The following is a 26,654-nucleotide window of genomic DNA, read 5'->3' as shown; positions in this document are numbered from 1 at the left end:
GAGGTGGTACAATGGAAAAACATGCGAATACCATAGAGTACGAGGTGTATGGGAACTATGCATTGTTTTCTGATCCGGTGGTGCGTGTTGGAGGCGAAAAAACAAGTTATTCAATTCCAACTTACGAGGCATTGCGAGGTATTACGGAAAGCATATTTTGGAAACCCACGATCTTTTGGGTAATTGATGAAATTCGCGTTATGAACCGGATTCAGACGGAAACAAAAGGTATTCGTCCTATTAAATACAATGGCGGAAACGAACTGGCATACTACACGTATTTAAAGGATGTGCGTTATCAGGTACGTGCTCATTTTGAATTTAATGAGCATCAGGTCAACATGGTACAGGATAGAAATGAGCGAAAATATCAGTGCATGTCAGAAAGAATGGTAAAGAGCGGAGGCCGGAGAGATATTTTTCTTGGAACAAGAGAATGTCAGGCATTTGTGGAACCGTGTGAATTTGGCAGTGGAGCAGGATATTATGATGATATGGAAAAAGATATAGATTTCGGTTTCTCTTATCACGGAATTACTTATGCGGAAGAAGCCGTTTTGTCGGAGGATCAGGGAAACATGACGGTAAGATTCTGGGAGCATCCGACCATGACAAGGGGAGGCTACATCGTTTATCCCCGTCCGGAAGAGTGTACAATCAAACGTCATATACGAAAAATGCAGCCGAAAATATTTGAAAATATCGAGAAAGAAGAACATGAAAAAAGGGAGGTGAAAGATACGTGAACTGGGGAAGAGAAGCACTGGATTTGTACGAAAAAAATCTGAACAAGGTAGGAAAAATAGAATATCGTGGTGAATTTCCCTATACGCTGCTTCCAACATTCCACTCAACGGCAACGGCACAGATTACGGTAACCATTGATGAAGAAGGTAACTTTTTACATGGCGAACAGGTTCCTGCAAATGATAAATTTACCATTATTCCGGTTACAGAAAAATCAGGAAGCCGAACATCTGGAAAAGAAGCCCATCCCCTGTGTGATAATTTAAGATATCTGGCGGGCGATTATCCGCTTTATGTGGCGGACGATGGAAGCTGTTTTGAAATTTATATGGAACAATTAAAAAAATGGTATGAGTCAGAATTTTGCCATGATAAAGTAAGAGCAATTTATTATTATCTGCAGAAGAAAAGTTTGATGCATGATTTGATTGAACAGAAGGTATTGAAGCAAAATGAAGATGGAACGCTGGCAGAAAAGGAAACGATTCAGGGAATTGATCAAAGTAAAGCGTTTGTGCGATTTATTGTGCGCTCTTTAAGTAATCCACTGACAGAAACAGTTGATGAATGCTGGAAAGATAAGACCTTATGGGAAAAATATCAGCAGTATCAGCGGTCTATGGAAGGGGAAAAGGGACTTTGCTATTTAAGTGGAAAAAGAGAAAGTATTTCCTATCTACAGCCAAAGAAAATCCGAAATGAAGGAGACGGCGCGAAACTGATTTCTTCAAATGATAAGGATAATTTTACGTATCGTGGTCGATTTGCAACGAAAGAAGAGGCATTTGCAATTGGAAATGAAACATCCCAGAAGGTTCACAACGCATTGAAATGGATTATCCGCAGACAGGGAGGCACATATGATACCATGGTGTTTGCTACATGGGAAACAGCGGAGGATTCAGCAGGAGAATTAGAAGTTCAATGGGACTCGGATACGGAGCATATTATATCTGAATTTGATGAATGGGATACCGGACTGGAAGATCCGGAGTTTGACACCAATGCGATCGGAGCGGAGCTGTTTCAGAAGGCGATGAGTGGGTATCGCACGCTGCAGAACGAGGAAAAATGTCCCACGACCATGAAATATATGGTGTTATTAGGAGTCGATGCAGCAACACCGGGGCGCCTGGCAGTCGTGGAAGCAAAAAAAATTGAAGAAACGCGATATTTAGAGAATATCAGAAAATGGCACAAGGACTGCTGGTGGCGTCATGAAAAATGGAGAGACGGAAAAAGAATTGTTTATTATGGCATGGTTGGAGTAAAGGAGATAGCGGATCTTTTATTCGGAATAGAAAATAATGGAAGTATTACCATTGTAGATGGAAACAGCAAAAAACTTTATGCTGAGGTTGCAAAGCGTATCTTGCCATGTATCTGGGATGGGCAGAGAATACCAGCTGATTATGTGGAAAGGGCGATAAATAAGGCATCTAATCCATTGGCATATAAAGAACGGAGAAACTGGGAGCAGATTTTGCAGCTTGCGTGCTCCATGGTTAAAAAAAGAAGAAAAGAACTTTATAAGGAGGAATGGAAAATGGCGGTAGACAAAAATTGTACAGAAAGAGATTACCTGTATGGAAGATTGCTTGCTGTAGCAGATCGAATTGAATATCGGACTTTTGATATGGATAAGGACAGAAGCAGAATTACAAATGCAAAGCGATACATGAATAATTTTTCGCAGAGACCGTTTGAAACCTGGAAAGTTATTGAAGAGAATATTCAGCCGTATTTGAGCAAATTGCCAGTGCCGGAACGAAGATTTTATGAAAATCTGCTGGACGAAATCGAGGACGCATTTGAAAGTGTAAACGATTATCAGGAGAATAAACGTTTGAGCGGCTTATATTTACTTGGATTTCACAGTCAGTCCTGTGCGCTGAGAACTTACAAAACAGAGAAAACAGAGGAGGAATAAAGAAATGAGCGAATTAAAAGGAAAAATTGATTTTACATTATTTGTGAGTGCAACGAATGCAAATCCCAATGGAGATCCACTGAACGGAAACCGTCCGAGAATTAATCTGGATGGATATGGGGAAATTTCAGATGTCTGCATTAAACGAAAAATCCGAAACCGCCTGCAGGATCTGGGACAGAAAATTTTCGTGCAGTCAGATGACAGAACGGACGACTCATTCAAGAGTCTGAAGGAGCGCGCAGATGGTTGCGAGGAGCTTAAAAAACAGATGGGAAATAAGAAAGATGCGAGCAGAGATCTCTGCGCACAGATTGCATGCAGGGAGTGGATCGATGTGAGAGCATTTGGACAGGTTTTTGCATTTAAAGGAATTCCAGTATCCTTTGGCGTACGCGGTCCGGTGTCGATTCATCAGGCAGTAAGTCTGTCTCCGATTGATATCATGAGTATGCAAATCACCAAGAGCGTAAACAGCGAGGCCGGAAAAGAAGGAAAGGCATCTGATACGATGGGAACGAAACATAGAGTTGGGTTTGCTGTATACAAGGTGATGGGAAGTGTCAATGTGCAGCTCGCGGAAAAGACGGGCTTTACCCAGGAGGATGCTGAGATACTGAAAGAAGCACTCATGACATTGTTTGAAAATGATGCATCGTCAGCACGTCCGGAAGGAAGTATGGAGGTATGCCGGATGTATTGGTGGCAGCACGAGGAAAAAACACCGGCTATTTCGAGTGGAAAGATCCAGAGAGGATTTGACTGGAATAAAGATTTAGATCATCCGAGAAGCTTTAAGGATTATGATATTACCTGGAATGTAGAAGGATGCAGAGAACCGGAGATTTTTGATTTTGTCTAAAGATACGGTCGTTTTCCGTGAGGGGTGAATTGGAATGTATGATGAGGATGATTATCTGCAGTTGTCAGGAATTCAACATTTTGCATTCTGCCGGCGCCAATGGGCACTTGCATATATCGAGATGCAGTGGCAGGAGAATGTCCGCACGGTAGAGGGAAAGATTCTTCATGAAAATGCACATAATCCGGGTCTCAAAGAAAAAAGAGGAGATCTGCTGATTGTGCGTGCGATGCCGGTTCACTCCTGCGAAATGGGAGTGAGCGGCGAGTGCGATGTGGTGGAATTTCATCGGGTGAAAGAGGGGATTTCACTGCATGGAAAAGAAGGATTTTATCGTGTAGTGCCAATAGAATATAAGCGGGGAAAACCAAAAGAAGGAGAAGAGGATATCCTGCAGTTGGCAGCGCAGGCGTTTTGTCTGGAAGAAATGCTGTGTTGTGAAATCGAGTATGGATATCTTTATTACGGTGAAGTCCGCAGACGCCATAAGGTAGAATTTGATAATGCAATCCGGGAAAAAGTGAAGCAGATATTTGCAGAAATGCATAAGTATTATGAACAACAGTATACACCGAAAGTAAAAATAAGCAGGAAATGTAATGCATGTTCCTTGAAAGATATTTGTCTGCCGGTTTTAAATAAGAATAAATTGGTTGCGGAATACATTACCAAGAGAATGCAGGAAGAGGAAAATCTATGAAAAGATTGCTGAATACCTTGTATATTACTTCTGGAAATCGTTATCTTTCACTTGATGGGGAAAATGTCGTAGTAATGGAGGATAAAAAGGAAATAGGAAGAATCCCTTTACATAATTTACAGGCGATCGTGACCTTTGGCTATACAGGAGCGAGTCCGGCATTAATGGGGGCGTGCGCGCAAAGAAACATTGAATTATCCTTTATGTCCGGAAATGGCCGTTTTCTGGCGAGAGTCAGCGGAGAAGAAAAGGGAAATGTGACACTGCGAAAAACACAATACCGCATCAGTGAGAAAAAAGAAGAAAGCGTCAAAATAGCAAAGAATTTTATTCTTGGCAAAGTCTATAATGCCAGGTGGGTGCTCGAGAGAGCCGCCAGAGATTACAGTATGCGGCTGGATGCAGAATTGCTTAAGAAAAAATCAGCTTTTATGGGGCAGAGTATGAATAAAATCAGAGAATGTGAAGATGCGGGAACACTTTTAGGACTGGAAGGAGAAGCTGCATCGGTATATTTTTCCGCTTTTGATGAACTTATTCTGCAGCAGAAAGAGGATTTTTATTTTCATGGAAGAAATAAGAGACCACTGTTAGATAATGTGAATGCGATGCTTTCGTTTGGATATTCTTTACTGGCAGGAATGTGCGGCGGGGCGCTGGAAGCAGTGGGCCTGGATCCATATGTTGGATTTTTCCACACAGATCGTCCGGGACGAATGTCATTGGCGCTGGATCTGATGGAAGAATTTCGTAGCGTTATGGTAGATCGGTTTGTTCTAACACTTATCAACAAGAGGATTATGAAGCCAGAATATTTTTTAACTAAGGAAAACGGTGCCGTTATTATGACGGAGGAGGGACGAAAAGCCTTTCTTAGTGCATGGCAGGGAAAAAAACAGGAGATGATTACGCATCCATTTTTAGGCGAAAAGATCGAGTGGGGAATGGTTCCATATGCACAGAGCATGCTGCTGGCACGTTTCCTGCGAGGGGATCTGGATGAATATCCGCCATTTTTGTGGAAGTAGGTGATTTTTAATGCTGGTGCTGATCACATATGATGTAAATACACAAACCGTAGCAGGCAGAACGCGATTGCGCAAGGTAGCAAAAGAATGTACCAATTACGGCCAGCGAGTCCAAAATTCTGTCTTCGAGTGCCAGATGGATGCGGCTAAGTGCCGACAGGTAAAAGATATACTAGAAAAAATCATAGATAAAGAGACCGATAGTTTGCGGTTTTACTATTTGGGTGAAAAGTACAAAAACAAAGTAGAACATGTTGGTGCAAAAGCGGTATTTGACGTGATGGACACACTGATTCTGTAGTGCGAATGCCAAGTGCACAGAAAAAAGCAGGAAGATTCGCACTTGAAATTTAAAGGATTTTTGCTGAAAAGATAGAATTTGGGGGAGGAGGGAGATGAAATGAGGAAGAAAATATAGAGATATTGAATAAGCATAGCCGCGATTTAGAAGAAAAATTTGTCTAAATTTGCCGTCGCCCTCCGTGAGGGCGTGAGTTGAAATGTTTTCTGGCTTGTAAACTTGTATCATCTTGTTGTCGCCCTCCGTGAGGGCGTGAGTTGAAATGAAATGAAAGAGTTGATTATAGATTGCTTTGCTGTCGCCCTCCGTGAGGGCGTGAGTTGAAATGCAGAATAACTCGGAGAATGAACTTGAGGTCATCGTCGCCCTCCGTGAGGGCGTGAGTTGAAATGTATTCCCGAATGGTAGAGATGCAAAAATCGACGTCGCCCTCCGTGAGGGCGTGAGTTGAAATGCGGAGAGGTCATTGAGCCTGCGAAGCCGGGGTATTGTCGCCCTCCGTGAGGGCGTGAGTTGAAATAACACCGGACTGGAAATGAAAGCAACGAAAGACCGTCGCCCTCCGTGAGGGCGTGAGTTGAAATATCGAAGATAATGAAAAGAGCATGGGAGCTGGTGAAGGTCGCCCTCCGTGAGGGCGTGAGTTGAAATATATTATATGCTATTATTACGTCTTTGTCAATTGTCGCCCTCCGTGAGGGCGTGAGTTGAAATATATAAATTGATGAATAACTATGTGTATGAGATGTCGCCCTCCGTGAGGGCGTGAGTTGAAATGGCTAACCTATGCTTGATATAAATTTGAAACCACGTCGCCCTCCGTGAGGGCGTGAGTTGAAATAAGTATGCCACTAACGGAGACACAATTCCCAGCGTCGCCCTCCGTGAGGGCGTGAGTTGAAATGCAACTTCTACAGCATCGGTGGAAACTCTGGCCGAGGTCGCCCTCCGTGAGGGCGTGAGTTGAAATATCCTAGGATATATGGTAGGAATACAGCAAGAACGTGTCGCCCTCCGTGAGGGCGTGAGTCGAAATGGTCATAGAGTGCAACGATGATGTTGCCGAGCTACGTCGCCCGCCGTGAGGGCGTGAGTTGAAATCAGGGCATCCGCCGCTACGGCGACAGAATCCTTGTCGCCCTCCGTGAGGGCGTGAGTTGAAATTTTTTGACGAAGAAACCTACAGAAAATGTCTGCGTCGCCCTCCGTGAGGGCGTGAGTTGAAATTCGCACAGCAGAAAGCAGTTGGAGACGCAGACGGTCGCCCTCCGTGAGGGCGTGAGTTGAAATAATGAGGGCGCAGCGCCAGTTTCCGATAAAAGAGTCGCCCTCCGTGAGGGCGTGAGTTGAAGTACGTAAAAAGGTGGGATAACGCAACCACCAGTTTTGTCGCCCTCCGTGAGTTGAATCTTCAAACATTGGCGGAATTATTTAGGGTATGATGTATCACACTTCGTGAGTTGAAATAACAGCAGTTATTCTGCAAGCAGAGGAGCGTTCTCTCAGGAGTGAAATGTGTTTGACATGAAAGTTAAATAATGTTAATCTATAACTAGCGTAAGTGATAACTAACCGCTCATGTATTCGCCAAGAACCATGGGCGGCTATTTTTCTATTTATTATTCGATAAGAAAGGAGGAAAATGATGAGAAATCCACTGACAATTTTTTGGATTATACTCGGCTTTCTGTGCCTGGGATTTGGCACCATCGGCATTGTGCTTCCGATTCTGCCGACAGTTCCATTCTATATGGCGACCCTGTTCTGCTTTGCGAAAAGTTCGGAACGGCTGCACAGCTGGTTTATTGGAACTCAATTATATAAGAAGCATCTCGACAGCTTCGTACAGCATCGGGCGATGACGGTAGGAACGAAATGTAAAATTATCGGGATGGTAACGGTTGTGATGGCGATCGGCTTTTTTGCTATGAAGAATGTGCCGATCGGAAGAATCTGTATTGCTGTGGTATGGATGTGCCATATTTTGTATTTCTTCCTGCGGGTCAAAACCGTAAAAATAGAAGATCATATCCTAGGAGAAACAAAATGAACAAAGTAGAAAAAAAGCGGCAGAAAGAACAGTACGTCGTGGAAGAGATGATCCGCCTGTACTGCCGGAAGAACCATGGAAAAGAGGGGCATGCATCCGGCGGAATGTGTCCGGAATGTCAGAAATTAGCGGACTATGCAAAACAGCGGAGCCAGAAATGTCCCTTCATGGAACAGAAAACATTCTGCGCAAACTGCAAAGTACACTGCTACAAGCCGGAAATGCGGGAAAAGATCCGCGCCGTTATGCGGTTTTCGGGGCCGAGGATGCTGCTGTATCATCCGATTTTAGCTATCTGGCATTTAATCTGCAGCATGAGAGAGAAGCGAAAAGCAAAAGCATAAAAGAGAGGTACTTATGATTAAAACAAGACTGGTGGGGCTGCTGTCCCACGCGAAAAAGTATATCGTGTACACGATTCTGTGGCAGTGGGCGGCGCTTCTGTCGCAGGTGATCGCGGTATTTACGGTTGCCGATCTGCTGGAACGGGTCGTGTATGGTGCGGTAACGGCAGCGGCTGTGAAACGGACGATTTTTACACTGGCAATTGTTGTTGTGATCCGCTTTTTCTGCGAGCGGATGGGCGCGCGGTCGTCGTATCTTGCGTGTGTGGATGTGAAACGGATTCTGCGTGAGAAAATTTATGAGAAAATGCTGAAACTGGGGGCATCCTACAGCGAACAGGTATCATCCTCGGAGGTCGTACAGGTATCCACGGAAGGCGTGGAGCAGCTCGAAACCTATTTTGGAAAGTATCTTCCGCAGCTGTTCTACAGCCTGATTGCGCCGCTCACCTTGTTTGTGATCCTCTGCCGGGTGAGCATGAAAGCGAGCGTGATTCTTCTGATCTGTGTGCCGCTGATCCCGATTTCGATTGTGGTTGTGCAGAAGATTGCGAAGAAGCTTCTGAACAAATATTGGAGTATTTACACAGGGCTCGGCGATTCGTTCCTTGAAAATCTGCAGGGTCTGACGACCTTAAAAATCTATCAGGCCGACCAGCAGAAAGCCGACGAGATGGATGTGGAATCCCAGAACTTCCGCCGGATCACGATGAAAGTTCTGACGATGCAGCTCAACTCAACGAGCGTGATGGACATCGTAGCATACGGCGGCGCGGCGGTTGGCATGGCGGTGGCGGTATCGGAATTTCTGAAAGGAAACCTCACCGTGTCCGGCGCGCTCTGCATTGTGCTGCTGGCGAGTGAGTTTTTCCTGCCGCTGCGTCTGCTCGGATCGTTCTTCCACATTGCGATGAACGGCATGGCGGCGAGTGACAAGATTTTCAAAATCCTCGATCTGCCGGAGCCGCAGACGGGAGAGCGGACGCTGCCGGACGGACCGCTGGATGTCGTGTTGGAGGATGTACATTTTTCCTATGAAGAGGACCGGGAAATCTTAAAAGGCATTGACCTGACGCTCCCGGCGGGCAGTTTTGTATCACTGGTCGGCGAATCCGGCTGCGGAAAGAGTACGATCGCGGGTATCCTTGCGGCAAAGAACCGTGGATATACAGGGCGCATCACCCTGGGCGGTGTGCCGCTCTCGGAAGTCGCTGAGACGGATCTGATGAAGCACATTGTTCTGGTCCGCCACAATAGTTACTTATTTAAAGGAAACGTAGAAGAGAACCTGCGCATGGCGAAACCGGATGCGACGAAGGAGGAGATGGAGGCGGTTCTGCAGAAAGTCAATCTGCTGGGATTCTTACAGACACAGAACGGACTGCAGACAGAGCTTCTCGAAAAAGCAGGAAACCTCTCCGGCGGCCAGTGCCAGCGTCTTGTGATTGCGCGGGCGCTGCTTCGGAGCGACAGTGCGGTGTATATCTTTGATGAAGCCGCATCGAATATTGATGTCGAGAGTGAAGAGATGATCATGAATGTGATTCATGAACTCGCAAAGACGAAAACGGTATTGCTGATTTCCCACCGCCTTGCGAACGTCGTACAGTCAGATCAGATTTATTTCCTGAAAAACGGTACCATCTGCGAGCGTGGAACGCATGCGGAACTGATGGAACAGAACGGCGCATACCGGCATCTGTACGACAGCCAGATGGTACTGGAAAACTATGGAAAGCAGGGGAATGCATGATGCACGAGAAGAAAAATACAGCAAAACGCAGAAGCGCCCTCCGGATTATGGGAAGCCTGATCGGGCTGGTGAAGCCATTGCTTCATATTATGATGGCGGCAATTATTCTTGGAACAATGGGATATTTATGTGCGATCTTCCTGACGATTCTGGCAGGACAGGTCATCGTGCATGGCTTACTGACGGGCGCGGCAGGGACGAGCCTTTCGGTGCAAAACATGTGGCTTGTACATACCCCGGTAAAAACGATACTCACGGTGATGATCGTGATCGCGGTGCTGCGCGGCATTCTGCATTATGCGGAGCAGTACTGCAACCACTTTATTGCTTTTAAACTGCTGGCGATCATCCGCCATAAAGTGTTTGCAGCTTTGCGGAAGCTCTGCCCGGCGAAGCTGGAAGGACGGGACAAAGGAAATCTGATTTCGATTATCACAACCGATATCGAACTTCTGGAAGTATTCTATGCGCATACGATTTCCCCGATTGCGATTGCAGCATTAACTTCTTTGATTATGGTATGCTTCATTGGAAGATACCATGTTCTGGCAGGGCTGCTTGCACTTGCGGCGTATCTGACGGTCGGCGTTGTGATCCCGATGTGGAACGGAAAGCGCGGAAGCCAGAAAGGAATGGAGTTCCGGACAGGCTTTGGCGAGCTGAACAGCTTCGTGCTGGATTCCCTGCGTGGCCTCGACGAGACGATTCAGTACGGACAGGGCGAAAAACGGAAAGAGCAGATGTCAGGGCGGTCGAAAGAACTGACTTCTGTGCAGGAAAACTTAAGCCGCATGGAAGGCTCCCAGCGGTCTGTCACCAACATGGTGATTCTTCTGGCATCGTTCGGCATGCTGGCACTGACGATCTATCTTTACACGAAAGGCGGGATCGGATTTGAGGGAGTCCTGACCTGCACAATCGCGATGATGGGTTCCTTCGGCCCGGTCGTGGCGCTGTCCAGCCTGTCGAATAACCTGAATCAGACGCTGGCAAGCGGCGAGCGTGTGCTTTCCCTTCTCGAGGAAGCGCCGCTGGTGGAAGAAATTCCGGGAGATGCGGCATCCGGCGGTGACCACGCATTTGCAGGAGCCGAGGCGCAGAATGTAACGTTTGCCTACGAAGACGAGACGATTCTGGATCAGTATTCGCTGAAACTGGAACCGGGAAAAATCACCGGCATCCACGGCGCGAGCGGTTCCGGAAAATCGACGATCTTAAAACTTCTGATGCGCTTCTGGGATGTCCAGACGGGGCGCGTTTCCGTGGACGGAGCCGATGTCCGCGAAATCCCGACGAAGTATCTGCGCGATATGGAAAGCTATGTGACGCAGGAGACACATCTGTTCCACGATTCGATTGCGAACAACATCGCTATTGCAAAACCCGGCGCGACGCGGGAAGAAATTATGGAGGCGGCGAAGAAGGCGTCCATACATGATTTCATCATGACACTGCCAAACGGCTACGACACCGAAGTCGGAGAACTCGGCGATACGCTGTCCGGCGGAGAAAAACAGCGGATCGGTATCGCGCGGGCATTCCTGCATGACGCATCCATGATCCTGCTGGACGAGCCGACATCGAATCTTGATTCCTTAAATGAAGGAATTATTCTGAAATCCCTGAAAGAATCGGCAGAAGAGAAAACCATTGTGCTCGTATCGCACAGAGTGTCCACGATGAACGTCGCGGATGTGGTATATGAAATGGAAAATGGCCGGATTTCCTGATTTTACAGCACTTGACAGAGAAAAGACGATGTGCTACACTAACAGTCGTTAAAGAAAAAACAATTAAATATCGATGTGTAAGGTGTCGGACATGCGTGTCCGGTGAAAAGGGAAGCAGGTGTGAATCCTGCACGAACTCGTCACCGTATTTTGCAAGCAGGGGAATGATCCACTGGGAAACCGGGAAGGAGACCGATGCGCTGGAGTCAAATCCTGAAGCAATGAGCCGGGAGACCTGCCTTTCGCAGTACAGGAACGTTACGTTCGTGCCACGAGGAACTGGCAGTACAAAACAGGAAAGCGGACATTTGCCCCACAGCGGGTGAGATGGTTTTCTTTGTGATGAAAATACTGGAAGCCCCTCGTTGAAAAACGAAAGGGCTTCTTTCTATTTACGCGGGCAACGAGCCAAAGTCCGTGCTTGCACGAGACCTTAGCGACTGCCGCGATAACTTGAGAAACTCGCGGAGCGTGTTTCTCATAGTTTGAAATGTAAAACGTCCCCGATATTGGTTGTTGCAAAGATACCAGCAAATGGGAGGAAAACAAAAATGAAAAAGAAACTTGTAGTCGCTTTAATTTCAGCAGCTATGGTAACATCTATGCTCGGCGCATGCGGAAGCAGCAACGCATCCAGCAGCAGCGCAAGCAGCACAGCAACAAGCAGCGTAAGTGCATCTTCCGCATCTGAGGAAGACACCACAGCAGCAAGCAGCAGCGTAAGCGCATCTTCCGCATCTGAAGAGGTATCCGCAGATGCAGACCAGGAGGCAGCAGATAAAGTGGCAGCTTTGATTGACGCAATTTATGTACAGGAAAGAAATGATAACACCGACGAGCAGTGCAAAGAAGCAAAAGAGGCATGGGATGCCCTGACAGACGCACAGAAAGAACTCGTAGAAGGTGAGAACGCAGATCCGGATTACTTCGGAAGAGACACAGGGGATGCTTCCAAGGATGATCCGTTAAACGGAGACGAGATCGGCGAGAATGAGCTTCTGGTTGTAAGCTTTGGTACTTCCTTCAACGACAGCCGTGCTGAGGATATCGGAGGCGTTGAGAAAGCTCTGCAGGCTGCATATCCGGACTGGTCCGTAAGACGTGCCTTCACTGCACAGATCATCATCAACCATGTACAGGCCCGCGATGACGAGAAGATCGACAACGTAGATCAGGCACTGGAAAGAGCTGTAAGCAATGGCGTGAAAAAACTGATTATTCAGCCGACTCATCTGATGCACGGCGCAGAGTACGACGAGCTGAAAGAAGCAGTAGATAGCTATAAAGATAAATTTGAGTCCGTAACCATCGCAGAGCCGCTGCTTGGCGAGGTTGGAAGTGACGCTACCGTAATCAACGAGGACAAACAGGCCGTTGCAGAAGCAATCACGGCACAGGCAGTAAAATCTGCAAATTATGACAGTCTGGATGCAGCAGCAGAGGACGGCACTGCTTTCGTATTTATGGGACATGGTACTTCCCACACTGCAAATGTAACCTACAGCCAGATGCAGACACAGATGGATACTCTTGGATACAAAAACGTATTCATCGGAACCGTTGAGGGCAAGCCGGAAGAGACCGCCTGCGAGAATGTGATCGAGGCAGTAAAAGCAGCCGGATACAAGAAAGTAATTCTTCGGCCGCTGATGGTTGTTGCAGGTGACCACGCAAACAACGATATGGCAGGCGAGGATGAGGATTCCTGGAAGAGCCAGTTTGAGGCATCCGGTGCATTCGACGAGATCGACACTCAGATCGAAGGTCTTGGAAGAATTGATGCTGTTGAGCAGCTGTATGTACAGCATACCAAGGCAGCTATGGACGGCAACGGCGTTCAGGACGATGCTGAATAATTAGGGGTTGCATTCCGAACGTAAAATAGAGTAAAATAAGATCCGGCAGTACGGCTGAAGAGACTCAGTGTGCTGTCGGATTTTAAGTTGAGCGGATGAAAAAGATCCGCTTCAAGGTGATACAAGGAGGAAATTTATTATGAGAAAAAAATTGGCAGTTCTTTTTCTTGGAGCAGCACTGACTGTATCCATGCTCGGCGCATGTGGCGGAAAGGATGCAGCGTCATCTTCTGCATCTGCAGTATCTGCGTCTTCTGCGGCAGACGCATCTTCCGCTTCTGTACAGGATGCATCTAAGGCAGAGAGCAGTACATCCACATCAGATGTTTCAGCAGAAAGCGCATCGGCAGCGGAGACTGCAGGAGAAAGCAGCGCATCAGAGCTGGAAGACGGTACGTATACGGCAGACTTCAATACAGACAGCAATATGTTCCATGTCAATGAAGCAAAAGAAGGAAAAGGTGTCCTGACGGTAAAAGACGGAAAAATGACCATCCACGTCAGCCTGGTATCCAAAAACATTGTCAATGTCTTTGTGGGAACAAAAGAAGAAGCGCAGGCAGACGGTGCAGAGCTGATCGAGCCGACCACAGATGAGGTAACGTATTCTGACGGAACCACAGATGAAGTGTACGGCTTTGATATCCCGGTAGAAAAACTGGACGAGGATTTCAATGTTGCGATCATTGGTAAAAAAGGAACCTGGTATGATCATGTAGTCAGCGTATCCAATCCGGTACCACAGGAGTAATCCGGGAAAAAACAAAAAAGATATCCACAGAAGGTGAACCATTTTGCACCGTCTGTCCACAGAAATTGTGGACAGAGAGGGGAAAAACGGTTCCCTTTGTGGATATCTTTTCTTATTTCTCCGGAAACAGTTTGCGGAACAGAAAACGGATGAAGGGTCCGCAGTACATGAGCTGCCAGAAGAAGGCAACCGGGAAATTTAAGAACGTGGTTTGGAGCCAGACAGCGACAAATTCTTTTCCGGCATTTTTAAACAGCAGTGTTGCAATAAAACTCATAATCGGACACATAATAGCAATAATCATAATGGAAATTGCCAGCGTGATTACGATCGGACGATCCTGCGGTGTTACCATGCAAAAAGCTAATTTGTGAGCCAGATGATCCACGAGGAAAAACTCGAGGATAAAAGCGGCCGGCCACATGATTATCATCTCGTGAAACGCCATCAGAAAGACCTGATTTGTCATTCCGCCGATGTTCATGGAAATGTTGTAGCAGATCATGGCATAGACCATCAGAAAGGACATCATGAGGGTAAATACAACGTTTTGAAATTTTGTTTTTGGCATCGATTGTTCTCCTTTTCTTTGCAATTTTGAAAAATGGGCGCAAAAAAGACACATGTGTTGTTCGTTAACCAAGCAATGCACTTGTGCCGTTTCCAATCTGATACCAATCTTTTCTGCAGTTTTTAATTTTGAACCGTCGATTATTATAACGTCTCCGGCGGCGTTTGGCAAGAGGAAATTGAGAAATTTTTAAAAAAGACAGATAAACAAGAAAATTCGATGCGTGCTGGAAGCACGGTTTGGCGAATGGTGCGGGGAACGGCACCGGCGGGAAAAAGAATGGATTGCGAAACGGGAGCGGGATTGCTACAATAGAACATAGTGAAAACAAAGAGAAAACGCAAAAGGAAATCAATATTATGTCAGAGATCAGAAAAATCGAAAACTTTGCGGCGCCGGAGCTCGACGTGTATGCGCGTCTTTCAGAACCGCAGTTATTGCACTATTATGAACCGCAGCCAGGCCTTTTTCTCGCAGAGAGTCCGCGTGTCATCGAGCGCGCACTGGATGCCGGTTATGAACCGGTTTCATTCCTTGCCGGAAGCGCAGAGCTTGCCGCAAACGAAGCACTCTTTGCGCACTGCCCGGACGCGCCGGTCTATACAGCAGAGACGAAGGTGCTGGAACAGCTCACAGGCTTTGCCCTCACGCGCGGCATGCTCTGCGCGATGCACCGCCGCACGCTTCCGGCTATGGAGGAAATCTGCCGGAATGCCCGCCGCGTGGCGATCCTGGAAAATGTCGTGAACCCGACGAATGTCGGTGCGATTTTCCGTTCTGCCGCCGCACTTGGCATCGATGCCGTGCTCCTCACATCAGGCTGCAGCAACCCGCTGTACCGCCGTGCCATCCGCGTGAGCATGGGAAATGTCTTCCAGGTCCCGTGGACCGTGCTGCCAGGCGGCAGTTACTGGCCGGAGCAGGGAATTGCTGCACTGCAGGAACTTGGATTTTATACCGTTGCGATGGCATTAAAAGAAGACTCCGTTCCGATGGATGATCCGTCGTTAAAAACGCATGAAAAGCTCGCCATTCTGCTCGGAACCGAGGGTGACGGACTGGCAAGTGATACGATCGCTGAAACAGATGCAACCGTGCTGATTCCGATGACACACGGTGTGGATTCACTGAACGTCGCTGCGGCGAGCGCTGTCGCATTCTGGGAGCTGGCGGGAAGAAGATAAAGATGTTCCGTCGGTACCGGAGATTACGGAATAAAAATAGGATCAGAGATAGATTTTCGGGATGCATATTTTGATGCATCCCTTTTTGAATTTACGGATTTTGAAATTCCTTCCGATACATCTGCGGCGTACATCCCACTTTGCTTCGGAACTGCCGGTTGAAGTTGGAAAGGTTGCGGAAACCATTGTCGTACGCGATTTCGGACACACTCCGCGTCGTACTGCGCAGCGCCTCGCAGGCGGCTTTGATCCGAAGCTGTGTCAGATATTCAACGGCCCCGAGTCCGAAGGTCTGCTTAAAACAGCTCATAAAATAGCTTTTGCTCAAATGCGACAGCCTGGCAAGTTCCTCTATGGTAATCGGGTCGGCGAAGTGCTCCTGGATATAGGCGAGCACAGGCCGCAGGTTTTCAGCAGCCGCAGGCATGGCGGGACGATCGGTGCAGAGTTCCGGCGATGCGGCGAGCAGATAGAAGAAGCGGAGCAGCTCACTTTTCAGCAGAAGATCGGAGACAGCAGAGTTTTCACGGATGCAGCGGAAAATCTGATGGACGGATGCAGAAAGTGCAGCATAACCGGAATGTTCGGGTGAAATCGGTGCCTGGATGCGGCGCCGGGCGGAGAAAAACGGCTGCAGAATTTCCGTGTAGCTGCGGTCGTCATACCCGCCGATCAGCATATTCTGGTGGAAAACAATCGTATCATAAAACATCGACTCCTGCTCGGCGGGCAGAATGGCATGTACGAGGTTCGGCTGAATCAGAAAAATATCACCGGCATGCGCCGTAAGCAGACGGTCCTCATACTGAAAATACCCCGTTCCGCGTTTGATATAATTCAGCTCCATCTCCCCGTGCCAGTGCAGCGGTACGCCGGGAAAATAGTCGGGCATCCGGCAGTCATAATAACTGTAGGGAACCTGCATGGAGCCGTGCTGGCGTTTTTCTTTCGCAGCAGAAAGCATCATAAAATCCTCCTCCAAAAAGCATGTCTGTAAAATGCCGGAAATGGCAGAGCGCGGCATGCATAAAATCATAGAATAGTATTAGAATGAAATAGGAAATTACTGGTATTTCAGCGGATACAGTAGTAATATATCATATAGAAACACTTGCTGCAACGACGAAAATACAGTAGAAATAAGAGCGAAAGAGGAAAAGAAAAAATGTCAAAATGGTTAGATAACGCAGTATTTTATGAGATTTACCCGCAGTCCTTCAACGACACCAACGCCGACGGAATCGGAGATTTCCAGGGTATCATTGAAAAATTAGACTACATCAAGGAGCTGGGCTGCAACGCCATCTGGATCAACCCGTGCTTCCTGTCCCCATTCGGTGATGCAGGATACGATGTCGCAGATTACTGCCGCGTTGCACCGCGCTACGGAACGAATGAGGATCTGAAGAGAGTTTTCGAAGAAGCACACAAACGTGACATGCACGTTCTGCTCGACCTGGTTCCGGGCCATACATCTGTTGAGCATCCATGGTTCAAAGAATCCATGAAAGCAGACCGCAATGAATTTACAGACCGCTACGTATGGACCAATAACGTATGGGAAGCACCGGAAGGAATGGGAAGCCTGCGCGGCATTTCCGAGCGTGACGGCGCCTGCGCCATCAACTTCTTCTCCAACCAGCCGGCCCTGAACTACGGCTTTTATCAGCCGGATCCGGAAAAACCGTGGCAGCAGTCCTTTGATGATGAGGGACCGCAGGCAACGCTGGCAGCGATGGAAGATGTCATGAGATTCTGGCTGAACATGGGCTGCGACGGCTTCCGTGTCGATATGGCGGGCTCCCTGGTAAAGAACGATCAGGAAGGCAAAGGAACCATCCGCCTGTGGCAGCAGGTACGGAAATTCCTCGACGCCGAGTTCCCGGATGCAGCCATGGTATCCGAGTGGGGCGAGCCGGACAAATCCTTACAGGGCGGCTTCCACATGGACTTCCTGCTTCACTTTGGACCGTCCCATTACAACGATCTGTTCCGCTGCGATGAGCCATTCTTCTCCAAACGCGGAAAAGGAGATATCTCTGAGTTTGTAGAGACCTACAAAACCAACTACAATAAGACCGCACAGAAAGGCCTGATCTGCATCCCGTCCGGAAACCATGATATGGACCGTCTGGCACGCCGTCTGCAGGGGGATGAGCTGAAAATTGCTTTCGCTTTCCTTCTTTCCATGCCAGGTGCGCCGTTCATCTACTACGGTGATGAAATCGGTATGCGCTACGTCGAAGGCCTGAAATCCGTTGAGGGCGGATACAACCGCACCGGTTCCCGTTCTCCGATGCAGTGGGATGACAGCACCAACGCAGGATTCTCCAGCGCACCGGCCAGTGACCTCTACATCACCATGGACCCGGGCAAAGACCGTCCGACCGCCAAAGCACAGATGGCCGATCCGGATTCCCTGTACCACGAAGTTAAAAAACTCATCCAGATCCGCCAGAGCAGCAAAGCACTCTTAAGCCGCGGAACCATCGAGTTCGTTTATGCAGAGAAAAACCAGTATCCGCTGGCATACGTCCGTGAGGCTGAGGGTGAAAAAGTCCTCGTTATCATCAACCCATCCGACAAAGAGCAGTCCTTCCCATACAGTGCAGAGCTGAAGGATGCCCTCTACACGATCGGAGGAAAAGCAGAATCCAAAGACGGAACCATCACCATCCCGGCACAGTCCGCAGGATTCTATCATATCTGATCGAAAATAAAAATGACAGGGAGATCCAATCGAATTTTTTCGGAGGATCTCCCTGTTTTTAAATATGATACACTCTCAGCTCATGCAATGCCCTGGTCGCTGCAATATACTGCGCCTGCATCATTATCTCCCGTTTCTCGTCCTTCGGGAAAATAGAGAACACCTGATCAAACTCCAGCCCTTTCGCCAGATAAAATGTGGTAACCGTCAGTCCTTTCTTAAAACTGGAGCTGTCACGGTTCAGCCAAGAAAGCCGCTTTTCACAGTCAAAATCTTTTTCTGCCAGAATCTCCCGCAAAATCAAATAAGCCCGTTCCGTCGTCTTCTCATCCGGTACAATCACCGCCGCCGTCTCATACGTTTTCTCATCTGGAAACAGCGTATCCACTGCCTCCCGCAGAGCCGCCTCAAGATCCGTGACATCCCGTTCCAACACCGGCATTCCGTGCCGTTCAAACAGCTCCAGATCCGTCACGCCAATGAGATTTGCCGCATACGACGCAATTTCCACCGTATTCCGGTAACTCTTCCGCATCTCAATCCGCCGCAGATCCTTCCCGAAAATCCCCGGTAAAAACTGCAGTACATCCTGCTGCTGATCCGCCATCGTCTGCGCCCGGTCGCCGAGAATCGTCATCTTACAGGAAAACATCCGCCGGATCATCAGATACTGGAGCCGCGAATAATCCTGCATTTCATCAATCACCAGATGCTTAATATTCGACCGCTCCGCCTGCCGCGACAGGCGGTACTTCAGATACAGAACCGGATACACATCCTCATACCGCAGTTTCCGCTTCTCCAACGGCCGCCGCGGCAGCGTCTGATATCCCTCTTTCTTCAGAAAACGATTGTAGAGAACATAAAAATCCATCGTCTCATACATCTTCCGGAATTTTTCGAGGAGCGGAATCCGCTCCTCCTCCGGCAGATCCCGGTTCAGCAGCGTCTCGATCTCGTCAATAAACGTCTCCGCCACCGCATCCATCCGCGAGAGCAGCGGAATATCCGCAAACTTGTCATAAAACAGCGTAATAATCTCCGATTCTGACTTCACAAACGACTTATACGAAACGTCTGAGAAATTCATCAGCTCGTCCTCAAGCTCCAGCGCAAATCCCTCCATCTGGTCCACAAACGCCTGCGACTGTTTTAAAGCAAACCGTTCTGCGGCTTTTGGATCCCGCATCTCCCGCTCAATCTGATCACAGCGATCCTCACAGTCCGCCGCCGTGTCCTGTAATTTGCGGTAAGCAAAGAGATCAAAACTCATCTCCTGAATATTCTCCTCACCGAGCTCCGGCAGAATATGTGAAATATAATCCGAAAATACCCCGTTCGGCGATAAAATCAGAATATTCGAAGACTTCAGATTCTGTCTGTCATGATACAAAAGGTAGGCAATCCGATGCAGCGCCACCGATGTTTTGCCGCTTCCCGCCGCTCCCTGAATTACCAGAATCCGGTCCTTCGTATTGCGGATGATCGCATTCTGTTCCTTCTGAATTGTGCGGATAATATTCTTCAGCTGTACCTCGCCGTTGCTACCAAGCTCCGCCTTTAAAATATCATCATCAATTTTCACATCACTCTCAAATCCGTAAATCATCTTTCCATCCCGGATCTTATACTGCCACTTGGAACAGATTTCCCCTGTCATCTCGCCGCCCGGCGCCAGATAGGAAGCCGGCCCGCGGTCAAAATCGTAGAAAAGACCGCTGACCGGGCTTCTCCAGTCGTAAATCAGCGGCAGCTCGCCCGGCCGCTCCGCAAAATTGCCGATGCCGATATAGAAAATTTCCGGCTCATCATCCCCGTCATAGCAGAAATCCACACGCCCGAAGAACGGAGAATCCAGCATTTTCCGGAAGCGGCTCCGCAGAAGAAGCTGCTCCTGATTCGCATTCACCTGATGCAGCAGCGCCTGCTGATTGTCGTAATCCTCATATCCGTACTGGTCCATCTCGGTATAGTTCTGCCAGTAATAATCGTGCATATTTTCAATCTCTTTCTGTCCGTCCAGCAGAGACTGGCTGATCTCGGCAAGACGCGCCTGCAGCTTTTCCAGCACAAAAGAAAGATATTCCTGTCCGTTTTTCTGGTCTGTCATAAAAGGAAACCTCCTCTTAAAAATATAATGTCGAGTGCCGGAAAACCCGGCTGATCTTATCAGTATAGCAGACAGGCACGTTTCCTGCAATTCAAACATAAAATAAAGAAAAATCCCCTTTGAGGTGCCGCTTTTCTTGGAACCCTTTTTAAAACCACTGTCTGCACAGGAAGAAAAAAGCTGTCTGGATGCGTATCAGAGGGGCGATACAAAAGCCAGAGACATTCTGGTCGAGCGGAATCTGCGCCTGGTCGCGCACGTTGTGAAAAAGTATCAGGGCCTGCCCGATGATCTCGACGATCTGATTTCCATTGGAACGATCGGCCTCATCAAGGCGGTGATGACATATGATTCGAAAAAAGGAAACCGGCTGGCCGCATACGCCGCCCGCTGTATTGATAATGAGCTGCTGATGTATCTTCGGAGCAAAAAGAAAACGGCACGGGAGATTTCCCTCTACGAGCCGATCGGAACCGACAAGGAGGGAAATGAGATCCATCTGCTCGACATCGTGGAGGGCGGCGGGGAGGATATCGCGGAACAGTACAACCGGAAAGAGGACGCGGTGCGGCTGTACTGTTATCTGGATTCGGAATTAAAAGAGCAGGAAAAACAGGTGCTTCTTCTCCGGTACGGCCTTGGCGGAAAAGCAGAATACACACAGAAACAGGTCGCTGCCCGGCTCGGCATCAGCCGTTCGTACGTGTCGCGGATCGAGAAGAATGCAATTGAAAAGTTGCGGTTACGGTTTGCCGCTTCGTAAATGCTTGACATTTCAAACGGACTGCTTCTATAATAAAGGGTAAGGAAATCAGGTGCAGAAAAGGTTTCCTTATCCTTACTTTTTCGAACAAAAATCAAAGATAATATCTTCCCGGTGTTCTTGCCGGACATTTTCCCAAAATGAAAAATAAATAGGAACTATACGACCTGCTACTGAAAGAAAAGGAGGTTTTCTTTGTATTGCAGTGTATTATCAGCCACCGTCTCGGGCATGGAGATGATTCCGGTGCAGGTGGAGGCGGATGTCAGTGACGGCATGCCGCAGTTTACGATGGTCGGCTACGTGAGTGCCCAGGTAAAGGAGGCGCAGGACCGCGTGCGGACAGCCCTCAAAAACATGGGAATTTCCCTGCCGCCGAAACGAATTACGATTAATTTATCCCCGGCGGACGTCCGAAAAGAAGGATCGCGTTTCGATCTTCCGATTGCAGCGGGCGTTCTGATGACGCTCGGCCGGATTCCGCCCGGGTCACTCCGGAAAACGATGGTGCTCGGCGAACTCGGCCTTGACGGCCATGTGCAGGAGATCAGCGGTGTATTTCCGGCAGCGGCGAAGGCGCGGGAGCTTGGATGCACAACGCTTCTTGTTCCGGCCGGAAATGCCGCGGAAGGGGGTCTGGTCGGCGGGCTTCACGTCGTTGGAATCCAGAATTTACAGGAGCTTTTGAACTACTGCTGTGAAGGGAAAATGCCGTCGCTTCCGTCTATAGAAAATCAAAAGAAGGAGGACGGAAAAGAGCCGGACTTTTCCGAAGTGCAGGGCCAGACGGCGGCGCGGCGGGCGGCGCTCATCGCTGCGGCCGGATTTCACAATCTGCTGATGCTGGGGCCGCCGGGCAGCGGAAAATCCATGATTGCAAGGCGGATTCCGACGATCATGCCTCCGATGTCTGAGGAGGAGCAGATGGAAGTAACGCGGATCTACAGCATCGCCGGAATGCTTGCCAAAGGAGAGGGTGTCCGCCGGGAGCGGCCCTTCCGTGCTCCGCATCACACGATGTCGCCGCAGGCTCTTGCAGGCGGCGGAAAACAGCCGTCCCCGGGCGAAATTACGCTGGCACACCGCGGTGTTCTCTTCCTTGATGAACTCCCGGAGATGACGCGCACAACCATTGAGATCCTGCGCCAGCCGCTCGAGGAGCACCGGATTGTGATTTCCCGTGTCAGCGGAAACTATGTGTTCCCGGCGTCATTTCTGATGGTGGCGGCAATGAACCCCTGCCCCTGCGGCTTTTACCCCGACTTATCGCGCTGTACCTGCGCACCCGGCGACATCAGCCGGTATCTCTCGAGAGTCAGCCAGCCGTTCCTCGACCGCATGGATCTCTGCGTGCAGGTGGAAGCACTTTCCTACGAGGATCTGCACGGCGAGGAGCGGTGCGAATCCTCGGCCAAGATGCGGGAAAAAGCGACGGCAGCGGCGGAAATTCAGGCGGCGCGCTACCGGCAGGAGTCGATTCATTTCAATAGCGAACTGAAAGCAGGCCAGATCGAGAAATACTGTATCCTGGAAAAAGCAGCGGAAGAGCTTTTAGAGGATGCCTTCCGCCGCCTGCGCCTCAGCGCGCGTTCCTACCACGGGATTATCCGCACCGCGCGGACAATCGCGGATCTGGACGGGGCGGTCAAAATCGGCGTGCCGCATATCAGCGAGGCGATCTGCTTTCGGAGCGCCGACAAAAGTATATGGAGGATCTGACATATGGCGATGGAAATCTTTACAGTCGGCCGCGGGCAGGAGGGCTATCCGGAGCGGCTTATGCCGTTCGCGGACATGCCGTCCCGCCTTTTTGTGCGGGGCGCGCTGCCGGCGGATGAGCAGAAAACAGCGGCGATTGTGGGCGCGCGGATATGTACGGCGTACGGAAAGAGCCAGGCGGCCTTTTTCGCGCAGGTGCTGGCGGCAAACGGCGTGGCGGTGATCAGCGGACTGGCGTGCGGAATCGACGCGGCGGCGCACGAGGGGGCACTGCGCGGAAAGGGAAAGACGTTTGCCGTGCTTGGCTGCGGCGTGGATATCTGCTATCCGAAACAGAATTACCCACTGATGCGGCGGATGCTGGAAAACGGAGGCGGTGTCTTAAGCGAATTTCCGCCGGGCGCAGAGCCGCTTCCGTGGCATTTCCCGATCCGCAACCGCGTGATCAGTGCGCTGGCAGATGTCGTTCTGGTAATTGAGGCAAAAGAGAAGAGCGGCTCGCTCATTACGGCGGACTATGCGCTGGAGCAGGGAAAAACGGTATTTGCCCTGCCCGGACGGACAACGGATGCGACAAGCCGCGGCTGCAACCGCCTGATCGCGCAGGGAGCGGAAATTGCGATTTCACCCGAAACGATTCTCGAGGAGCTGGGCGTGAAAAAGGCTGGGACAAAAAGAGCCGCACCGCGTCCGCGCTATGGAAAAGAGGCGGAAATGGTTCTGAAAACACTCGCGGCAGAACCGCAGAATCTTGCACAGCTTGCCGGCAGCACCGGAATCCCGCTGCAGGAGCTGACCGGCATTCTGCTGGCACTCGAAATTGACGGTGTTATTGCGGAAAATCCGCCGGGCGTGTACATGGCGTTATCGTAAAAGGGACGAGGAAAAGAAAGGTTTTGTGATATTCCGCCCGGTGCACAATTATAATAGAAGAAAAAGAAAAAAGGGGGCTCTTCTGCGCCGCGTGCATGTCTGAAAAAGGAAAAAGAAAAGAAAAAAATCAGGAAAAATCGTTAAAAAATAGAAAAAATCCTGTTATTTTGTCGGGAAACATCGAAAAATGGTACATTTTAAAAATGGAAAACACTTGCAAGAAAAAACTTTTTGGTGTATAGTCAGTGGAAGTTACGACTAATTTAGGAATTATTCTGGAATTTGTAATGATGCAGAACTATGCGATATGAAAAACGCAATATAGATCTGGACAGTTATAAAAATATGTATTCAGGAGGCATCAGAGGTGGCAAAATATCTTGTAATAGTGGAATCACCGGCAAAAGTCAAGACGGTGAAAAAGTATCTCGGGGCAAATTACGAAGTTGCAGCATCTATGGGCCATGTGCGCGATCTGCCGAAAAGCCGGCTTGGAATTGATGTAGAACATGACTTTGAACCAAAATATATCACCATCCGCGGAAAAGGAGAGCTTCTGGCATCTCTTCGAAAAGCCGCAAAAAAAGCAGATAAAGTTTATCTCGCAACTGACCCTGACCGCGAGGGAGAGGCAATTTCCTGGCATCTGTCGATTGCGCTGAATCTCGATGAGAACAAGATGCGCCGCATCACCTTCAACGAGATCACAAAATCAGCAGTCAAAGCGTCGATCAAACAGGCACGCGACATCGATATGAACCTGGTGGACGAGCAGCAGGCGCGCCGCTGCCTCGACCGTATGGTAGGTTATGAAATCAGCCCATTGTTATGGAAGAAAATCAAACGCGGACTTTCCGCCGGCCGTGTGCAGTCCGTTGCACTGCGCATCATCGGCGACCGCGAGGATGAGATCAATGCGTTCATTCCGAAAGAATACTGGACACTGGAAGCAGATCTGAAAATTCCAGGCGAGAAGAAACCGCTCGTCGCAAAATTCCACGGAAAAGGCAGTGAAAAGATGGCGATCGAGACGAAAGAGCAGCTCGATGAAATCTTAAAGGGACTGGAAAATGAGACCTTTACCGTATCCGAAGTGAAAAAAGGAGAGCGTTCCAAGAAAGCGCCGCTTCCGTTCACCACGAGTACCCTGCAGCAGGAAGCATCGAAGGTGCTGAACTTCTCCACGCAGAAGACGATGCGTCTGGCGCAGCAGCTCTACGAGGGCGTGGAAGTAAAAGGAAAGGGAACGATCGCTCTGATTTCCTATCTGCGTACCGATTCTACACGAATCAGCGAGGAGGCCGATGCGGCAGCACGTTCCTTTATCCAGGAGCAGTACGGCACAAAATATACCGCAAGCGGGGACACGACGGAGAATAAAAACAGCAAGGCACAGGATGCGCACGAGGCCATCCGTCCGACCGATGTGACGAATACACCGGTAATGGTAAAAGAATCCCTGCCAAGAGATCTGTTCCGCCTGTATCAGCTGATCTGGAAACGCTTTGTGGCAAGCCGCATGCAGCCGGCCGTCTATGAGACAATTTCCGCACGGATCAATGCAGGAGAGTATCTCTTTACAGCAGCTTCCTCCCGTCTGGCATTTGATGGTTTCATGTCCGTTTACACCGATCCGGATGAGGAAAAGAAAGAGAAAAACGCCGCTGTCCGGAGCCTGGAGGCAGGAACGGAGCTGGCACTGGAAAAGATGGATCCGCAGCAGCACTTCACACAGCCGCCGGCACACTACACCGAGGCATCCCTTGTCAAAATGCTTGAGGAACTCGGCATCGGCCGTCCAAGTACGTATGCGCCGACCATCACAACGATCATCAACCGCCGTTACGTGGCAAAGGAGAACAAGAACCTTTACATGACAGAGCTCGGCGAGGTGGTCAACAACATGATGAAAGAGGCATTCCCGAGCATCGTGGATGTCAACTTTACGGCAACGATGGAAGCTCTGCTCGACAGGGTTGGAGATGGCAGTGTTCCGTGGAAGACAGTAGTCGAGAACTTCTGGCCGGATCTCTATGAGGCGGTCACAGAGGCAGAAAAGAACCTCGAAGAAGTTAAGGTAGAGGATGAGGTGACAGATGTCATCTGCGAGAACTGCGGCCGCAACATGGTGGTCAAATACGGCCCGCACGGAAAATTCCTCGCCTGCCCGGGATTCCCGGACTGCAAGAACACGAAGCCGTATCTGGAAAAGATCGGTGTTCCGTGTCCGAAGTGCGGAAAAGAAGTGATCCTGCGCAAGACGAAAAAAGGACGGAAATATTATGGATGCGAAAACAATCCGGAATGCGATTTCATGTCCTGGCAGAAACCGTCTGCCAAGAAATGCCCGCAGTGCGGCGGCTATATGCTGGAAAAAGGCAATAAGCTGGTCTGCGCGGACGAGCAGTGCGGCTATGTAGAAGCACGCGAAAAGAAAGACGAAGACTGAGAATGACAAAGCGGTCTGTACTGGTGAAAAACTGGTGCAGGCCGTTTTTTTTGCTTATCGAGGCGGAAAAACAGGAAGATCCGAAAAAATTTAGCATGAATTTTTATAAAATTTATAGTTTTCTGAAAAATATATTGATTTCCGGAAAACTACATGATAGAATGAGCTTAGTTTTAAGGGTTGTCTGAAAAAGGCATCAGTGTGCATTTTTTTCGGCGGATAC

At 49.0% G+C, this 26,654-nt stretch carries 21 protein-coding genes, 1 CRISPR repeat array and 1 riboswitch; of the genes, 18 read left to right on the top strand and 3 right to left on the bottom strand.

Translation table 11 applies throughout. The features are described 5' to 3' along the window. Positions 1–11 precede the first annotated feature (11 nt). From cas5c to DWY63_RS04985, 12 genes are all read left to right on the top strand, one after another. Entirely contained in the window at positions 12–746 is a 735-nt protein-coding gene (gene cas5c, locus DWY63_RS05040; RefSeq protein WP_117801505.1) for a type I-C CRISPR-associated protein Cas5c, read from the top strand. Next, a complete protein-coding gene (cas8c, locus tag DWY63_RS05035; protein ID WP_117801504.1) occupies positions 743–2,677 on the top strand; it encodes a type I-C CRISPR-associated protein Cas8c/Csd1 in 1,935 nt (644 codons plus the stop codon). The genes cas5c and cas8c overlap by 4 nt, the downstream gene beginning before the upstream one ends. Positions 2,678–2,681: 4 nt before the next feature. Further along, complete coding sequence (gene cas7c, locus DWY63_RS05030; RefSeq protein WP_117761001.1) at positions 2,682–3,539, top strand: type I-C CRISPR-associated protein Cas7/Csd2; 858 nt, start codon at positions 2,682–2,684, stop codon at positions 3,537–3,539. 34 nt (positions 3,540–3,573) lie between these two features. Beyond that, the gene (gene cas4 / locus DWY63_RS05025) at positions 3,574–4,239 is read left to right on the top strand and encodes a CRISPR-associated protein Cas4 (RefSeq protein ID WP_055264944.1); all 666 of its coding nucleotides are present in this window, start codon (positions 3,574–3,576) and stop codon (positions 4,237–4,239) included. Continuing rightward, on the top strand, positions 4,236–5,267 hold the full coding sequence (gene cas1c, locus DWY63_RS05020) for a type I-C CRISPR-associated endonuclease Cas1c (protein WP_117801503.1): 1,032 nt from the start codon (positions 4,236–4,238) through the stop codon (positions 5,265–5,267). The genes cas4 and cas1c overlap by 4 nt, the downstream gene beginning before the upstream one ends. A 10-nt stretch (positions 5,268–5,277) precedes the next feature. Next, positions 5,278–5,568, top strand: a complete 291-nt coding sequence (gene cas2 / locus DWY63_RS05015) for a CRISPR-associated endonuclease Cas2 (protein WP_117761005.1) — start codon at positions 5,278–5,280, stop codon at positions 5,566–5,568. Between the two features lie 171 nt (positions 5,569–5,739). After that, positions 5,740–6,921: a CRISPR direct-repeat array (repeat unit 30 nt; unit sequence GTCGCCCTCCGTGAGGGCGTGAGTTGAAAT). Positions 6,922–7,213: 292 nt separating this feature from the next. Next, positions 7,214–7,618 carry a YbaN family protein gene (locus DWY63_RS05010; protein ID WP_117801502.1) on the top strand — a complete coding sequence of 135 codons (405 nt, stop codon included), beginning with the start codon at positions 7,214–7,216 and terminating at the stop codon, positions 7,616–7,618. Further along, the gene (locus tag DWY63_RS05005; RefSeq protein WP_022462170.1) at positions 7,615–7,962 is read left to right on the top strand and encodes a nitrous oxide-stimulated promoter family protein; all 348 of its coding nucleotides are present in this window, start codon (positions 7,615–7,617) and stop codon (positions 7,960–7,962) included. Before DWY63_RS05010 ends, DWY63_RS05005 begins: the two co-directional genes overlap by 4 nt. A 13-nt stretch (positions 7,963–7,975) precedes the next feature. Continuing rightward, a complete protein-coding gene (locus tag DWY63_RS05000; protein WP_117801501.1) occupies positions 7,976–9,715 on the top strand; it encodes an ABC transporter ATP-binding protein/permease in 1,740 nt (579 codons plus the stop codon). Further along, positions 9,715–11,445, top strand: coding sequence for an amino acid ABC transporter ATP-binding/permease protein (locus DWY63_RS04995; RefSeq protein ID WP_117761011.1), 1,731 nt, complete (start codon positions 9,715–9,717; stop codon positions 11,443–11,445). Before DWY63_RS05000 ends, DWY63_RS04995 begins: the two co-directional genes overlap by 1 nt. A gap of 63 nt (positions 11,446–11,508) precedes the next feature. Then, a riboswitch (cobalamin riboswitch) is annotated at positions 11,509–11,702 on the top strand. Positions 11,703–11,996: 294 nt separating this feature from the next. Continuing rightward, complete coding sequence (locus tag DWY63_RS04990) at positions 11,997–13,301, top strand: sirohydrochlorin cobaltochelatase (protein ID WP_117509530.1); 1,305 nt, start codon at positions 11,997–11,999, stop codon at positions 13,299–13,301. 139 nt (positions 13,302–13,440) lie between these two features. After that, positions 13,441–14,052 carry a hypothetical protein gene (locus DWY63_RS04985; protein WP_022462174.1) on the top strand — a complete coding sequence of 204 codons (612 nt, stop codon included), beginning with the start codon at positions 13,441–13,443 and terminating at the stop codon, positions 14,050–14,052. Positions 14,053–14,164: 112 nt separating this feature from the next. On the opposite strand, the gene DWY63_RS04980 is transcribed toward DWY63_RS04985, so the two are convergent. Continuing rightward, positions 14,165–14,623: a DUF2798 domain-containing protein gene (locus DWY63_RS04980; RefSeq protein ID WP_022462175.1), complete on the bottom strand. Its 459-nt coding sequence runs from the start codon at positions 14,621–14,623 to the stop codon at positions 14,165–14,167. Between the two features lie 359 nt (positions 14,624–14,982). Between DWY63_RS04980 and DWY63_RS04975 the strand changes: the two genes are divergently transcribed. Next, positions 14,983–15,807 carry a TrmH family RNA methyltransferase gene (locus tag DWY63_RS04975; protein WP_022462176.1) on the top strand — a complete coding sequence of 275 codons (825 nt, stop codon included), beginning with the start codon at positions 14,983–14,985 and terminating at the stop codon, positions 15,805–15,807. A gap of 91 nt (positions 15,808–15,898) precedes the next feature. On the opposite strand, the gene DWY63_RS04970 is transcribed toward DWY63_RS04975, so the two are convergent. Next, positions 15,899–16,774: an AraC family transcriptional regulator gene (locus tag DWY63_RS04970; RefSeq protein WP_158568323.1), complete on the bottom strand. Its 876-nt coding sequence runs from the start codon at positions 16,772–16,774 to the stop codon at positions 15,899–15,901. Between the two features lie 198 nt (positions 16,775–16,972). Between DWY63_RS04970 and DWY63_RS04965 the strand changes: the two genes are divergently transcribed. Next, complete coding sequence (locus DWY63_RS04965; RefSeq protein WP_117761016.1) at positions 16,973–18,517, top strand: alpha-amylase family glycosyl hydrolase; 1,545 nt, start codon at positions 16,973–16,975, stop codon at positions 18,515–18,517. Between the two features lie 58 nt (positions 18,518–18,575). On the opposite strand, the gene DWY63_RS04960 is transcribed toward DWY63_RS04965, so the two are convergent. Then, on the bottom strand, positions 18,576–20,627 hold the full coding sequence (locus tag DWY63_RS04960; protein ID WP_117801499.1) for a HelD family protein: 2,052 nt from the start codon (positions 20,625–20,627) through the stop codon (positions 18,576–18,578). Between the two features lie 136 nt (positions 20,628–20,763). Here DWY63_RS04960 and sigK point away from each other — a divergent pair, with 136 nt between their 5' ends. The 4 genes from sigK (at position 20,764) to topA (ending at position 26,431) form a co-directional block, all read left to right on the top strand. Beyond that, a complete protein-coding gene (gene sigK / locus DWY63_RS04955; RefSeq protein WP_022462180.1) occupies positions 20,764–21,390 on the top strand; it encodes an RNA polymerase sporulation sigma factor SigK in 627 nt (208 codons plus the stop codon). 195 nt (positions 21,391–21,585) lie between these two features. Then, complete coding sequence (locus tag DWY63_RS04950; protein ID WP_117801498.1) at positions 21,586–23,109, top strand: YifB family Mg chelatase-like AAA ATPase; 1,524 nt, start codon at positions 21,586–21,588, stop codon at positions 23,107–23,109. A gap of 3 nt (positions 23,110–23,112) precedes the next feature. After that, the gene (gene dprA / locus DWY63_RS04945; RefSeq protein ID WP_022462182.1) at positions 23,113–23,982 is read left to right on the top strand and encodes a DNA-processing protein DprA; all 870 of its coding nucleotides are present in this window, start codon (positions 23,113–23,115) and stop codon (positions 23,980–23,982) included. A 367-nt stretch (positions 23,983–24,349) separates the two neighbouring features. Next, entirely contained in the window at positions 24,350–26,431 is a 2,082-nt protein-coding gene (gene topA / locus DWY63_RS04940; RefSeq protein ID WP_055227381.1) for a type I DNA topoisomerase, read from the top strand. Positions 26,432–26,654 lie beyond the last annotated feature (223 nt).

Origin of the sequence: Blautia sp. AF26-2, from assembly GCF_003460955.1 — a bacterium.
Lineage (GTDB): Bacteria > Bacillota > Clostridia > Lachnospirales > Lachnospiraceae > Fusicatenibacter > Fusicatenibacter saccharivorans.
This window is presented reverse-complemented; position numbering and strand designations above follow the sequence as displayed.

Coding starts and splice junctions, on each gene's coding strand:
- cas5c (WP_117801505.1), top strand. CDS start 12: ATGGAAAAACATGCGAATACCATAGAGTACGAGGTGTATGGGAACTAT.
- cas7c (WP_117761001.1), top strand. CDS start 2,682: ATGAGCGAATTAAAAGGAAAAATTGATTTTACATTATTTGTGAGTGCA.
- cas4 (WP_055264944.1), top strand. CDS start 3,574: ATGTATGATGAGGATGATTATCTGCAGTTGTCAGGAATTCAACATTTT.
- cas1c (WP_117801503.1), top strand. CDS start 4,236: ATGAAAAGATTGCTGAATACCTTGTATATTACTTCTGGAAATCGTTAT.
- cas2 (WP_117761005.1), top strand. CDS start 5,278: ATGCTGGTGCTGATCACATATGATGTAAATACACAAACCGTAGCAGGC.
- DWY63_RS05010 (WP_117801502.1), top strand. CDS start 7,214: ATGAGAAATCCACTGACAATTTTTTGGATTATACTCGGCTTTCTGTGC.
- DWY63_RS05005 (WP_022462170.1), top strand. CDS start 7,615: ATGAACAAAGTAGAAAAAAAGCGGCAGAAAGAACAGTACGTCGTGGAA.
- DWY63_RS05000 (WP_117801501.1), top strand. CDS start 7,976: ATGATTAAAACAAGACTGGTGGGGCTGCTGTCCCACGCGAAAAAGTAT.
- DWY63_RS04995 (WP_117761011.1), top strand. CDS start 9,715: ATGCACGAGAAGAAAAATACAGCAAAACGCAGAAGCGCCCTCCGGATT.
- DWY63_RS04990 (WP_117509530.1), top strand. CDS start 11,997: ATGAAAAAGAAACTTGTAGTCGCTTTAATTTCAGCAGCTATGGTAACA.
- DWY63_RS04985 (WP_022462174.1), top strand. CDS start 13,441: ATGAGAAAAAAATTGGCAGTTCTTTTTCTTGGAGCAGCACTGACTGTA.
- DWY63_RS04980 (WP_022462175.1), bottom strand. CDS start 14,623: ATGCCAAAAACAAAATTTCAAAACGTTGTATTTACCCTCATGATGTCC.
- DWY63_RS04975 (WP_022462176.1), top strand. CDS start 14,983: ATGTCAGAGATCAGAAAAATCGAAAACTTTGCGGCGCCGGAGCTCGAC.
- DWY63_RS04970 (WP_158568323.1), bottom strand. CDS start 16,774: ATGATGCTTTCTGCTGCGAAAGAAAAACGCCAGCACGGCTCCATGCAG.
- DWY63_RS04965 (WP_117761016.1), top strand. CDS start 16,973: ATGTCAAAATGGTTAGATAACGCAGTATTTTATGAGATTTACCCGCAG.
- DWY63_RS04960 (WP_117801499.1), bottom strand. CDS start 20,627: ATGACAGACCAGAAAAACGGACAGGAATATCTTTCTTTTGTGCTGGAA.
- dprA (WP_022462182.1), top strand. CDS start 23,113: ATGGCGATGGAAATCTTTACAGTCGGCCGCGGGCAGGAGGGCTATCCG.